This window comes from Shewanella morhuae (assembly GCF_003028295.1).
GTDB lineage: Bacteria > Pseudomonadota > Gammaproteobacteria > Enterobacterales > Shewanellaceae > Shewanella > Shewanella morhuae.
The window spans coordinates 302,074-315,180 of the sequence record NZ_PYSG01000002.1 but is presented as its reverse complement, the minus strand read 5'-3'; the positions used below and the strand labels follow the sequence as shown (position 1 = coordinate 315,180).

Annotated in this window: 17 protein-coding genes; 10 read left to right on the top strand and 7 right to left on the bottom strand. The window is 44.2% G+C overall.

Annotated features, from left to right (window positions below; genetic code table 11):
* Window positions 1–9: 9 nt before the first annotated feature.
* The 7 genes from C9I43_RS01935 (at window position 10) to C9I43_RS01905 (ending at window position 5,600) form a co-directional block, all read left to right on the top strand.
* Window positions 10–783, top strand: coding sequence for an energy transducer TonB (locus C9I43_RS01935; protein ID WP_107881779.1), 774 nt, complete (start codon window positions 10–12; stop codon window positions 781–783).
* Window positions 784–981: 198 nt separating this feature from the next.
* A complete protein-coding gene (locus tag C9I43_RS01930) occupies window positions 982–1,746 on the top strand; it encodes a MotA/TolQ/ExbB proton channel family protein (protein WP_107881777.1) in 765 nt (254 codons plus the stop codon).
* Window positions 1,743–2,180, top strand: a complete 438-nt coding sequence (locus tag C9I43_RS01925) for an ExbD/TolR family protein (protein ID WP_107881775.1) — start codon at window positions 1,743–1,745, stop codon at window positions 2,178–2,180. The genes C9I43_RS01930 and C9I43_RS01925 overlap by 4 nt, the downstream gene beginning before the upstream one ends.
* 105 nt (window positions 2,181–2,285) lie before the next feature.
* A complete protein-coding gene (locus C9I43_RS01920; RefSeq protein WP_107881773.1) occupies window positions 2,286–3,245 on the top strand; it encodes a heme/hemin ABC transporter substrate-binding protein in 960 nt (319 codons plus the stop codon).
* Between the two features lie 57 nt (window positions 3,246–3,302).
* A complete protein-coding gene (locus C9I43_RS01915; RefSeq protein WP_107881771.1) occupies window positions 3,303–4,319 on the top strand; it encodes a FecCD family ABC transporter permease in 1,017 nt (338 codons plus the stop codon).
* Between the two features lie 10 nt (window positions 4,320–4,329).
* Complete coding sequence (locus C9I43_RS01910; protein ID WP_107881769.1) at window positions 4,330–5,157, top strand: heme ABC transporter ATP-binding protein; 828 nt, start codon at window positions 4,330–4,332, stop codon at window positions 5,155–5,157.
* A 98-nt stretch (window positions 5,158–5,255) separates the two neighbouring features.
* Window positions 5,256–5,600, top strand: coding sequence for a DUF2956 domain-containing protein (locus C9I43_RS01905; RefSeq protein ID WP_107881767.1), 345 nt, complete (start codon window positions 5,256–5,258; stop codon window positions 5,598–5,600).
* Between the two features lie 115 nt (window positions 5,601–5,715).
* Here C9I43_RS01905 and C9I43_RS01900 read toward each other — a convergent pair whose 3' ends face one another.
* Window positions 5,716–6,051, bottom strand: a complete 336-nt coding sequence (locus C9I43_RS01900; RefSeq protein WP_076501023.1) for a winged helix-turn-helix domain-containing protein — start codon at window positions 6,049–6,051, stop codon at window positions 5,716–5,718.
* A 259-nt stretch (window positions 6,052–6,310) separates the two neighbouring features.
* Between C9I43_RS01900 and C9I43_RS01895 the strand changes: the two genes are divergently transcribed.
* Entirely contained in the window at window positions 6,311–7,189 is an 879-nt protein-coding gene (locus C9I43_RS01895; RefSeq protein WP_107881765.1) for a substrate-binding periplasmic protein, read from the top strand.
* A 19-nt stretch (window positions 7,190–7,208) separates the two neighbouring features.
* Here C9I43_RS01895 and C9I43_RS01890 read toward each other — a convergent pair whose 3' ends face one another.
* From C9I43_RS01890 to C9I43_RS01880, 3 genes are all read right to left on the bottom strand, one after another.
* A complete protein-coding gene (locus tag C9I43_RS01890; RefSeq protein ID WP_076501025.1) occupies window positions 7,209–7,646 on the bottom strand; it encodes a universal stress protein in 438 nt (145 codons plus the stop codon).
* A gap of 191 nt (window positions 7,647–7,837) precedes the next feature.
* Window positions 7,838–8,269, bottom strand: a complete 432-nt coding sequence (locus C9I43_RS01885) for a universal stress protein (protein WP_107881763.1) — start codon at window positions 8,267–8,269, stop codon at window positions 7,838–7,840.
* 75 nt (window positions 8,270–8,344) lie between these two features.
* Window positions 8,345–8,731, bottom strand: coding sequence for a SpoIIAA family protein (locus C9I43_RS01880; protein WP_076501030.1), 387 nt, complete (start codon window positions 8,729–8,731; stop codon window positions 8,345–8,347).
* A gap of 234 nt (window positions 8,732–8,965) precedes the next feature.
* Here C9I43_RS01880 and C9I43_RS01875 point away from each other — a divergent pair, with 234 nt between their 5' ends.
* Complete coding sequence (locus C9I43_RS01875) at window positions 8,966–10,384, top strand: coniferyl aldehyde dehydrogenase (protein ID WP_373455336.1); 1,419 nt, start codon at window positions 8,966–8,968, stop codon at window positions 10,382–10,384.
* Between the two features lie 15 nt (window positions 10,385–10,399).
* Window positions 10,400–11,005 carry a TetR/AcrR family transcriptional regulator gene (locus C9I43_RS01870; RefSeq protein WP_181317838.1) on the top strand — a complete coding sequence of 202 codons (606 nt, stop codon included), beginning with the start codon at window positions 10,400–10,402 and terminating at the stop codon, window positions 11,003–11,005.
* Between the two features lie 160 nt (window positions 11,006–11,165).
* Here the strand turns inward: C9I43_RS01870 and C9I43_RS01865 are convergent, their stop codons facing one another.
* From C9I43_RS01865 to C9I43_RS01855, 3 genes are read right to left on the bottom strand one after another with little or no spacing between them, the layout of a single operon-like run.
* On the bottom strand, window positions 11,166–11,972 hold the full coding sequence (locus C9I43_RS01865) for a CsgG/HfaB family protein (RefSeq protein ID WP_107881758.1): 807 nt from the start codon (window positions 11,970–11,972) through the stop codon (window positions 11,166–11,168).
* Window positions 11,972–12,367 (bottom strand): curli assembly protein CsgF, encoded by a 396-nt coding sequence (locus C9I43_RS01860; protein WP_076501036.1) that lies wholly within the window; start codon window positions 12,365–12,367, stop codon window positions 11,972–11,974. Before C9I43_RS01860 ends, C9I43_RS01865 begins: the two co-directional genes overlap by 1 nt.
* A gap of 10 nt (window positions 12,368–12,377) precedes the next feature.
* Complete coding sequence (locus tag C9I43_RS01855; protein WP_076501038.1) at window positions 12,378–12,788, bottom strand: curli production assembly/transport protein CsgE; 411 nt, start codon at window positions 12,786–12,788, stop codon at window positions 12,378–12,380.
* Window positions 12,789–13,107 lie beyond the last annotated feature (319 nt).

The window sequence follows — 13,107 nt, the reverse complement described above, 5'->3', positions numbered from 1 at the left end:
GAGATTGCTGTGACACCAAAACGATATCTGGCTTTTGGCGCCTTGACGATTGCGATACAAACCGTAGTTATTGCCTCACAGCCTTCGGCCGCTATGTTACAAAACTCGCTGCTATCTAGCGCGGCAAAGCCATCCGTCGACACGAATCAAAATCGTGTCACGCTGAGCTTTATCACGCCGAGTAAAAGTGTCAGCGCCGCAGCAAACACCACGAGCACCAAGCCTATACAGCAATCCACATCCAGTGCGAAAAATATTAACAACGCGGCTAAACCACGATTAAGGTCAAAACCAATAGATAAGTCGATAGTTGCTGCGGCGGATAACGCTAAAGTGGCGAAACAAATTGAGCAGAACCTAGCAACACCTTCAGCTTCAATATTAAATAAAGCTTTGGCGGTACAAGATGTTGCTGCCGATTTAGTGGATAAAAACATCAATATAGAGCCAACAGAATCAACCACCAGTACGGCCAAACCTGATACCTCGAGCGCTAAAACCAACATAGTGGAATTAACAAAGCCACTTTTTGCTACGCAACCACCTAAGCCTGAATATCCACGGATAGCGCGTAGAAAAGGGCTAGAAGGAACGGCAACAGTAGAAGTAATGTTTAATGAATTAGGGGAACAACTGGCACTAACACTGGTTAAAAGTTCTGGATTTAGTTTGTTAGATCAAGCGGCACTACAAGCGGTTGAGACTTGGCAGTTTGAGGCCCCTGCGCCAAAGTTAGCGAATCATTATAAGGTCACAGTGCCTATACGTTTTGCACTCAATTAATAACCTCAACTACTGAGCATCTCATTGAACGATTGTACTAAATTGAATAATTGCCCTACAAACACAAAATGTAAGCAATCTCAATCCCCAACATATACGCGTTCATTGCTTAATGTTGACCCAATAATTTATGTATTGGTTGATGCCTAGATACTGAAACACCTAGATATTGAAATTAACACAGCTTGGAGAGGCTTAATGCCCATAACTGATTTTTCGACTTTACATTTTTCGGCTTTACATAGTCAGCTCGGCGTACTGACATGGCCGCTATTGTTATGTGCTTTTCTGGCTTTTATGATCTGCCTTGAGCGTGGTGCTTTATTTTTGCATCAAACGCTATTGTCACTATGGCCCAAAAAACAAGCTTGGGTAAAAACGCTACGCCAATCATCGTCAATAGCCACCACTGACAACATCAACACACTGTTAATACAGACGAGCACACAGCAAGATTTACTCTCACGCGGTGCAACTTTACTGCTCAAACAAGCCCACCAGCCTAAAATCTTACGGGAAGAATTAGTCAGTCTGTGGCTGAATAAACAGCAACGAGACTTACAGGCTGGGCTCAAAGTATTACAAGTCATTGGCATCATTAGCCCGTTACTTGGCTTACTCGGCACCGTTTTAGGTTTGATTGAAATGTTTAATCAGCTCGGTCAATCGCAAGGTCCGGTCACTCCTGCACAATTAAGTGCGGGGCTCGGCCTCGCAATGAATACCACTGCTGCGGGGCTTATTATCGCGGTTCCCGCCATTACGGCAGCGCATCTTTTTGGGATCTGGGCTCAAAATCAATGTCAACGCACCAGCCATGTACTCAATCAAATTAACCTTTGGTTAGCCGGTATCAAAGACGACTCTCACGATGCACCTGATTATCAAGCATTTGAGCACGTCAGCCAGTCGAGTGTAGAGCCTAAACAGCCACTTAATAACCACTTTGAGACACTGAGATGATAAGCACAGATAAATCTTCGCTGTCGCATAATGGCATATCTTCACCAGAACAACTGCCAAGCGTTGATTTGACCGCATTAATCGACATTATTTTTATTGTATTAGTCTTTTTACTGCTCACCGCAAATAGCCAATTACTTAGCTTACCCGTCGCAGTGCCGCAAAGCCCAAGTTCAGCCATTACAGCGGTAAAAAACCAACCTTCTATCGCCATTAATATTATGGCAACGGCCCCCTATTGGGCTATCGATGGCGAGCAATTTATGGATTTAGCCCGTTTTACCACTGTATTGATACAACGTTTACAAGTAATGCCCGAGGCAACAGTGGTTATCGCCGCAGATAAAGCCGCGCCCGTTGAGCCACTAATGCAACTGCTTGCGCTATTACAAACACAATCCATCAGTCAGACACAAATATTGATGGAACACTAAATATTTACACGACGTTAAGTTAACAGAACGTATTTAACCATCTGTCTATAAACCCAAAGTCTGAGCCTAATGCTGTGGCGACCCAGATTTCATAGGAGTTAAACCATGTTGTTTCAAGCCACTCAAATACCGATAAAAATAGGCTCTCGCATGTTAAGTTTTTTACCTCGCCGTATAAGTAAACCGCTGAATAAATGCCTATTTTTTAGCGCTGCTATCACTATGTTAGTTGCGCCTAATGCCTCAAGCGCTGAGCAAGAAATACGTCTAGTGAGTGCGGGGGCGGGAGTCACTGAGTTGGTACTAGCCCTTGATGCCGGCAATAAACTGGTTGCCATCGACTCCACTAGTTACGTCCCTGAAAATTTGAGCCATATCGCTAAACTTGGCTACCACAGAATGCTCTCCGCCGAAGGCATTATTGCCCTGTCGCCAACCGTCGTAGTGGGTTCTGATGTGATGGGGCCAGAAACCACGCTTAATGTGCTAAAACAAGCCAATATTCAAGTAGTGCAATTACCGACGACCACCGATGAACCGCAGCTAATGAACAATGTGGATACTTTAGGTCAGTTACTCAATCGCCAAGATAACGCAGCCAAGCTTAAACAAGACCTACATCAACAGTTGCAACACCTAGCAGATAAAAAACAGCAAGTACGGGATGGCGGCACTCAACCCAAAATCCTCTTTATGTTATTGCAAGAAGGTCGCGGCGCACGGGTTGGCGGTAAAGGCACTGCCGCAGATACCATTATTGAGCTATCAGGCGCACAGAATGTCGCCGATTTTGAAGGCTATAAAAGCATGTCCCAGGAAGGGATATTATCCTTACAACCCGATCTTATTTTGCTGTCAACACGTAGCGAACAAGCCTCCGAGCAAACTCACAGTCAAATAGCCCAAGAGTTAATAAAAGAAATGCCATTACTCGCCCATACACCAGCAGGTAAAAATAAACATATTCAAACTCTTGCTCCACAAGCCTTATTAGGCGGTTTAGGATTAAGCGCAATTAGCGCCGCAGATACGCTTGCGAGCACATTATTAACTCTGCATCAGTAAGTTGTTGCGCCAACACTAGCGGAAAATAGATCAGCACATAAATATAGGAATTTAACCATGTTACTTAGCCGCTGGCTGTGGCCCAGTTTACTCACATTGTTAGCCTTGAGTTGTTTACTCTCGGTGAGTACAGGGCCCGTCAGTATTAGCTTGATTGACTCCTTAAGCGCGGTGATGAACTGGGCTACCCAACAAAACATGGGTAATATTGCGCCACACGAGCAACTGGTGATCAACACAGTGCGTTTACCTCGCACATTATTAGCCTTGGCGGTCGGCGCCATACTGGCCCAGTGCGGTGCAGTGATGCAGGGATTATTTCGTAATCCCTTAGCCGATCCTGGCATTATTGGCGTGTCGTCTGGTGCAGCACTTGGGGCCGCGATTTGTATTGTGCTATTACCCAATGCTAATGCGTTATTCATCCCCCTTGCAGCGTTTGCATCAGGACTTATCACCACATTGGTGGTTTATCGCCTTGCCAGCAGCCCAACAGGAACATCAGTCGTATTACTGCTACTCTCGGGCGTTGCCATAGCTGCACTCGCGGGAGCGGGTATTGGCGTGCTGACTTACCTCGCCAACGACATGGCACTACGTGACTTAACTCTATGGCAAATGGGCTCTATTGCGGGCGCGCAGTGGATTTATGTCAGCTTAAGCCTGGCAACGTTAATCTTCATCAGTTGGCGCTTTCGCCAAGATGCGGCAGCGCTTAATGCCTTACTGCTCGGCGAGGCTGAAGCACGCCATCTAGGGATTGATGTAGATAAACTCAAACTCCGGCTGATTTTACTCTGTGCTTTAGGCGTGGGGGTCAGCGTTGCCGCAACAGGAATTATCGGTTTTATTGGTTTAGTGGTGCCGCATTTAGTCCGCATGATGTTAGGGCCAGATCATAAACAACTATTACCCATCAGTGCATTATTGGGCGCAGCGTTATTAGCCTTGGCCGACATCGGCGCCCGCGCATTATTACCGCCCGCCGAATTACCCGTTGGGCTAGTTACTGCACTCATTGGCGCGCCATTTTTCATCTTTTTATTGCTGCAACAACGCAGCAAATTAACCTAAGCGAATATCTATGGCCGTCACATCTGATTTAAATATAACCGCTCACCCAGCAAAGGCGCACATTGAACACACCCAGCTAAGCATTTGCCAACTTAATGTGGCCATTGGAAAAAAAACGGTGCTCAGTGATATCAATGTGCAATTTAAGTCGGGCGCGGTCACCGCCCTTCTTGGCCCCAACGGTGCGGGTAAATCCACTCTACTTAAAGCGTTATGCCAAGAAATCAGCACACTAAGGCAAAGCATACGCTTAGGTCATCGCCAACTGGCTGACTGGCCGAGGGCTGAACTCGCAAAGTCTTTAGCGGTACTGCCACAACACGCCAGCTTGACGTTTCCCTTCACGGTAAGTGAAGTCGTCGCCATGGGTTTGTATCCCTTAACCATCAGTAAAAAAGCAGGCGAGATTTTAGTGGCTAACCAAATAGCTGAAATGGGGTTAACCTCGCTGGAAAATCGTAGCTATCCAACGCTATCGGGGGGTGAAAAACAGCGCGTACAACTCGCTCGCGTACTAACTCAACTGAGCCAATCACCGTTTGCGCCCATACTGTTATTAGATGAGCCAACATCAGCCCTAGATCTTGCACAGCAACATAAAGTGCTCGAATTGGCCCGAAATTTAGCCCACCAACAGGGGTATACCGTCATCGTCGTACTGCATGATCTGAATCAAGCCGCTCGTTATAGCGACCAATTAATTGTGTTAAAACAAGGACGAATTGTAAGTGAAGGTGTTCCTGCTCAGGCATTATCAGTTGATACCATCCGCCAAGTCTGGGACTACGAGCCGATATATGTACCCGCTCCGCAGGGCGGCCATCCATTGATTTTTTAACACAATGAAACTACTAGCCTAACGTTTTTGGGTCTGAATATAGGTATAATCAATAACATACACTTTTAGTACAGCCGCTTTAACTGAGGCAGACCCAAATGAAACCCACCATCTCGACAGAAACACAGCAAAACGCACTCGCAGCGGCAAAAGCCATCCAAAAACCGGGGCAAAACAAAGAGCAAACTAAGCTCATTGCCCAAGGGATTGAAAAAGGTATCGCGGAATACAAAAAGCTCCAAAAAGCTAAATCTCGTGAACGGGATAAAGCCCGCAAACAACAATTAAAAGCTAAATTTCAAGCAACAAATAATATCGATGATACTGACGAACTTGACGATAATAGTGAACCCCAAGGTCAGTTCACTACCACGACTTGGATAGTCATAGTAATGCTGCTGTTAAGTTGGGTGGGGTTCGGTGCCTATATTATCACCGCTTGATTGGAACACTGGGCAAGCATTGGGATAATGACTAAGCGGTTATGCACTTAAGGATTAACAGCTAAATAATTAGCTAAGCCCGACTGCTGACTCGATATCAGCAACACTGGCGAGTTCACGCACTCGCCGCGTTATTATCAGCCACACCAATCTGCTGCTCTATTTCAGTGATATGCGTATCAACCCAAGCACTACTGATAGGCCCCCAGGTGACGATACGATAATAACCTGAGTTGTTACGACTCCCATCCTGCACAAACTCAACTCTAATACCAATATCTTCAAAGGCGGCAATAGCATCTTGTAAGGTGCGACGTGGCATACCGGTTAACCTATTGAGTGATAATATATTATGCCGCTCATCATCCATTAAATGTGCTAAATACAGCTTTCGAAGAAACGCCTTATGCTGCTTTGAAACGGCTTGCGGTGTAGGTATGGCAAGTGACATAAAATAACCTGGCGAATGACAAATTGAATTGGCATTAAAATTACTTGATATTCAGTTAATAAGGCAAGAGCCAGCACTAAATAACCTTCATTCAAGAAATCACGACATTGTAAGGACTTGAAATTTGCTGCCTAACATGATTATGTTTAATTTAAAGACATTGAATATTTCAGTCCAACGGCATACTACACTGACTATCGAGACTCATTACTTTGGCCTCTAGCCATTGCAAATTGAAAGCAGGAGGTATTGATAATTTATGTTCAATATTGCACATAAATCCGCTAGAGCAGCCATTTGGCATAATCGCTACCGGTATCACTATTGTCAGTATAAGTGGGCAGGATTACTGACATTGTGCTGCGTTCAACCGTGCCAAGCACTAGAGCTTAAAATTGGAGCGAGCCAATCTATACCGCCCTATGTCATTCAAGAAACCAATAGTGGATTAGAACTGGAATTACTCTTCAATACACTGGCGGTTAAAGGGCATACTGCCTCAATTCATTACCTACCATTAGCACGTACTTTTCACGAATTAAAAGAAGCTAAACTTGATGGTGTTATTAATATTCAAGAAGGTATGGTTAAAAATGTCTTTTATTCCGATGTGGCAATAACGTACCAAAACTGCGCAATCAGCCTCATGTCAAACCAATATAATATCAATAGTATCGCTGATTTAAATCACAAACATGTCGTCACTTTCCAGCGCGCATCAAGCTTACTTGGGGATGAATTTGCCCAAATGGCCAAGAGCAACAAAGGTTATCAAGAGCAAGCACAGCAAATACAACAGGTGTATATGTTAATGAAGCACAGGGCCGATGTGATTGTGATGAATAAATATATTTTTGAATACTACTTAAAGCAGGCTTTTATTGAAGGCAAGCTGACTCCACAAGATTTAACACAACAGACTGTTTGCCATCCCATATTTTCCCCCACTGAATACCGTTTTGCGTTTCTGAATGCACAAATTCGTGATGATTTTAATATTGGACTCAAGCAAATTACTGACAATGGGACTTTGTGGGCACTAAAAGAAAAATATCGACGCCTCATCTCTTTTGATAATCATACTGAGACGTCACCGGATTTAATTGTCCCCAAGATGATCAAGCACGATCCCCTTTAGGTTTACTGTTGGTGTCGAACTATTTCACCACTAACACCGGACATTTGGCATATTTCACAATATCCTGCGTGACATGAGGCTTTAAAAAATCAGCTAAGCCACTACTGCCATGACTAGCGATTACGAGCATACCTACATCAACAGCTTCTGCTAAAATTTCATCAATTGCATCGCCATGACGCACCACGAGTTTGATATTAAGCCCTTCGGTAAGTCCCTGCTGCATTTCTTGCTGCAAACTTTGCATCTTTGCATCAACAAATGCCTTGAGTTCACTTTCTAATGTGGATGGAATATCAACGGCAATACCATAACAATGAGCGCCACGGGCAGGACTTGTCACATGTAATAAACGGATATCGACATGGTAAAGATTTGCCATTTCAACAGCATATTTTAGCGCGAGCGCCGCCGTTGATGAAAAATCCGTAGGACATAACACTTCTTGAGTACGCATAAGCTTATCCATTATTTGAGTTTTAATGAGCTGATTATCAGGCTTAACGATTTATTATCAATCTAAAAATACCATTAACTTATAGCCATTAGCTATGCTTCTTGCATTATCAGACTAATTAATTATTCTTTATCAATCAAAAAGAAAGGACGCATTGAGCGTCCTTTCACCTTGTGAGTCATGCCGCTAACTTACTTCACCACAAGTACAGGGCAAGCGGCACCGTTAGCCACCGCTTCGGCGACATTGGTATGCAAAAAGTGCGAAATACCCGTGCGACCATGGCTCGCAATCACCACCATGCCAGTATCTTTACTGTTGGCCTCATCTAAAATCTCATTAACGGGATCACCGCGACGGATCAAGGTCGTGACAGGTAAATCAGTATGTAGCTTTTCTAACAGTGCCTGCATTTTGGTTGCAGCATCTTGCTCCATGCTCTTGATAAGCTCCTCAGGAGTGATAGACAAAATCATAAAGTTCTCATCACCGATCGGCTGCTCTACCACATGTAGAATTTTTAAGCCTACATGGTATAGATTTGCCATTTCAATGGCATAGCTCAGTGCATGGGCCGCAGTTTCCGAAAAATCTGTGGGCCAAAGTATTTGACCTGTACGCATAATCTGTACTCCTTTAAGTGCTAATCGATGACTGAGCAGTGTTAGCTGAACTGTCCTGACAGAACCCAATTAATGCTATTCATTTTTTAGCCAAGCAATAGCGTCGCCATTATCGACAAAGAATCTAACTTCAGCAGGCGTAAACCAATTCGCCAATTTAGCTAATACTTCCTGCAGCGTTGTTTTACCGACGATAGCAATCTTTTCAAAATGTCGAATATGTTTAACCCCAAGTTTAATATCATCCCAAGCGGCTTTTAACTCCATACCTTCTAGTTCAGTAACATCCACTAAGGCAAAAATATCGGGATCTTTGACTCCTTCCAGTGCAGATTCCAACACAGGTACCATCATCTCGTAGTCTTGATGCGTCAAAGTACCAATAGCTTTAACTGCAACAAAAAAGTCATCGTCACCATGACGTTCAATACCAATCGAAATTCCATGTTTTAACAGTGCCATACATCCTCCTTATGTAAAATTGATCATCAATCGGTTAGTAAATATCTGACTTCAGTTTAAAAGTTAACCCTAGCACATGCCGTGACCATGCTCAAAAATGCACCAAACGACTTGTATCATCAGGCTAAGCACGCTAGAGTAAACCGACTAATCAGTCGGTTTTTTATTGGTGAATAAACCAACTGTTCCAATACCCGTTGTTAACATCTAACACTTACAATCACGGCGATAAATATGACCACAGAACAAGCAAAAATATCCCTTTTAAGTGAATTATTTCAACGACAACGCAGCAGTTATTTGGCAGCGCCTAATCCAGATCACGGTATGCGCCGCGAGCGATTAAACCAACTTAAAGCCGCAGTACTACGCTTTAAAACCCCTTTAGTTGAAGCATTAAGCCAAGATTATGGTCACCGTTCGATTGATGACAGCTTGATTTCAGACATTATGCCGGTCATCAACAACATCAATTACAGCCTAAAAAATCTGAAAAAGTGGCTCAAGCCTAGCCCTCGCCATGCGGGTATTTTACTCGCGCCCGCTAAAGTCACAGTGCATTATCAGCCCCTAGGGGTTATTGGCATTATCGTGCCGTGGAACTTCCCCGTGATGCTGTCCATTGGCCCGTTAGTGACCGCCATTGCCGCGGGTAATCATGCCATGCTCAAATTGTCTGAGTTTACCCCTGCTACCAATCAAGTGATAAAACAGCTATTAGCAGAAGTCTTCGATGAATCCCATGTTGCTGTTATCGAAGGTGAAGCAGATGTGGCGGCGGAGTTTTCTGCCCTACCCTTCGATCATTTACTCTTTACCGGCTCCACCACAGTGGGTCGTCATGTGATGCGCGCCGCAGCCAATAACCTAACCCCAGTGACACTCGAACTGGGCGGTAAATCGCCAGTAATTATCGCCCCCGATATGCCGCTTGAGATAGCAGTAGAACGAATGATTTATGGTAAGTGTTTGAATGCCGGACAAATCTGTGTGGCACCCGATTATGTTCTATGCCCTAAAGCCCAAGTGGATGAATTTATTGCCGCCTACCAAGCTAAATTTAATGCCATGTACGGCGCGATAAACCACAACAAAGACTATGGCAGCATCATTAATACCCGTCAGTTTGACCGCCTTATGACAGTGCTCGAGGATGCGAAAGCTAAGGGTGCCCATATTATTTCGGCGACGGACGAAGCCATAGATAGCCAGCATCGCAAACTCGCAACTCAGCTAATCACGAATACCTGTGAAGATATGCTATTAATGCAAGAGGAAATTTTTGGCCCATTATTGCCGATAATTGGCTATAACTCCCTAGATGAAGCGATTCAATATATCAATCACAGAGCAAGGCCTTTAGCGCTTTATATCATGAGTTTTGATGAGCCCAGCCAGCAAAAAATCCTCCTGCAAACCCATTCTGGTGGCGTCTGTATTAATGAGACCGTATTCCATGTGGCCGCCGACGACGCTCCCTTTGGCGGTATTGGTCCCTCGGGTATGGGGCATTACCATGGTAAAGAAGGCTTTTTAACCTTCAGCCATGCTAAAACTGTACTCAGCCGAGGTCGATTCAATACAGGTAAGTTTGTACACCCGCCCTACGGCACATTTATCCAACGTATGTTGATGAAGCTGTTCTTGCGCTAGTAACGGGGATAAATAGTGAACACACCGTTAATGCAACAACCCATAAAAACTAAGACAGACAAGCGCCAAGCCATTCTCGATACTGCTTTGGCGCTGTTTGTCAGCCAAGGATTTCATGGCACTTCAACCGCCTCAATAGCAAAGCAAGCTGGTGTAGCCACGGGCACCTTATTCCATCACTTCCCTTCTAAAGAAGCCCTGATGGAATGTTTGTTTCTGACTATAAAACAAGAGTTTGCTAATGCTTTACTGTTAAATGCACAACAAGGCAGCAATCTTAAACACAATGCCAAACAACTCTGGCAAAGTGCGATAGATTGGTCGCTTAAAAACCCAATTAAGCAATTGTTTTTCCAGCAATACTCAATGTCGCCTATGATTGCAAAAAATGTGCGAGATCAAGCCATGAACAATATTTTAGGCTTTATTAGCGAACTGATTAAGCAGGGGCAAATGATAGGATTAATCGCTCACTACCCTGTGGAGCTGATGCTAGAAAACTGCCATGGCCAGTATCTAGCTGCCACACGCTTTTTTATTGATAACCCACATTTAGGCCGTGATAACCAATATCGCAATGCCAGTTTTGAACTGTTTTGGAAGGCCATGCAAGCCGATTAACAAAAAGGTGCTTTACAGCTTAGAGCGAGATAACAAAAAAACCGAGCCAGATTAAATGGCTCGGTTTTTTGGTTAATTCTTGAAGATTAAATCCCTTAACTTTGGCTAAAGCGAAACCTAGCGCTGACTGAGCTAAAACTTAGATTGCTTTAGCTCTAGCTTAACTCTGACTTAGCTCCTGCGCTTTTTCAGCAGGTTGCGCTATTTGAGTTGGGTTCCAATAGCCTTGCTTAATTCCCTTATCAATCAGTTCAGCAACCGCCAGCTCAATGGCCTGCAGCACGCAAAATTGCACAGGCTCGTTAGTAGTAAAACCGACTTCAGCCTCTGCGAGTCGATTTAAACTGGTGTAACGGAATAAACCCGCGCGCATTTCTTGGGATAAAACCCGTTTGCTGGTTGAAACCGACATCATCACTTTGCCGGTATGCACATCCACAGCGCGTAAATAAATGGTCACCAGATCTTCACGATACATTTCTGATGCGCCAATACCATAGTATTCGACACCGCTACCGCCAGTGCTGGTGTTAGTCTCATAACTAATTACGCCTCCTTCGAGTAATAATCTGGCGGTGGATAATACGGGAACTTCATCACCCTTAGTGCCACTTTGTTTGTTGCTAATTTTGCGCTCGGTCAGCAGGTTTTGTAGCCCTTCACGTTCAACGGGAGTAAACCATTTCGAGTCAAGCAAGGTCTGCATCAACATCGACGTCGCGCCCTGAGTCACAGCGGTCGAAAACGAACTTACGTTAGCCTGTGGTTTATATTGCCCCGTCTGATCGCGAAAAGAATATACCGCCACGGGTATAGGAAACTTAGGCCCAGGCTGAGCTTGCAGCCCACGCATCACTTCACTAATGGGATTCACTTCTGCAGTGGTGATATTGAGATCTGGTTTTGAGATTAAACTACACGCCGAAACACTCATTAACATTAGGCTGATTAATACTAAACGGGCCATTAATTGATACCTCCAAATGTTGGCATTTCAATGACCGTGACTTCACCCGTCTCAATATTAGTAATCGTTAACATTACCCCATTGCCGGTCGCTGCCACTTCAATACGAAAATCACCAGTATCGTAAACACCATCGGTGATTTCCCCGTCGGCCACACCTCGGGTAATCGAGTTGATAATATTACGCTCTAAGGATTCCTTAAAACGAGTGACAAAGTCCTTCTCGCTCGACATTGATTTATTATCATTTTGCGCTTGGGCTTTATTTAATAAAAAGGCCCCATTTTGCGGATTGCCACCAAAACTGGGGTTAATGGGGGTATATATCAATTCAGTGGCTTGAGCACTACCTGCTACGCATAGCGTAACAAGGGCAAATAACGTCCTGTAGGTCATTCTTATTATCCTAAAAATCATCCGATGTTTTTGAAAAATCGCCTGTTACTGCATTGGCTCTCACTTGCGCTAAATAATCAATCGTGAGTAGAATTGCCTGCTCTGCGCTCTCTTTTATCGGATTTGCACGACGACCAAAATGGGTGGTGTAAATCCGTGTACCGTTTACCTCTAAAGTTAAAACAGTCCCAGCCTGAGGGAATACCGTCTCATACAGGGTGACGTTAAAGCCTTGCGTAAAAGGCAGCTCGCGCCAATAGCTTGAATAATAAAAGCCAAAGTCTTTACCAAATCGAGTTAAGGTTCTATCTATCACTAAACCACTAATTTCAATATCGTTATCGGCAAGTGCGATAGGGGAATTCAGTAGCAGGAATGGGCATAAAACGCAGATCAGCAGATGCTGTTTTAACGGTTTCACTGGTTCATCCTTTACCTTTATAAGCGTGCTTTAAAAATCATTGCCGCCTCAGTTAACGTAACCAGAGTGATGACACTAATTTTTTGATAGAGCAGGTTAACAGGGTTGAAGATCTCCCGTCATTACGTGCAAGGGCAAATTAGCTCTAAGAGCTAAGGTGAAAAAGCAAAAATAGCCCATTTGGGTAATACGGGATCCAGCATGATATACGCTCGTATCACGATTAAATCGCTAAAACGGTGGCTAAGATAACTTATTGCTCCAAAATACTGAGTTTCCCTTTACAGTAAAATCCTTGCCACATAAGATCCTGCCACCC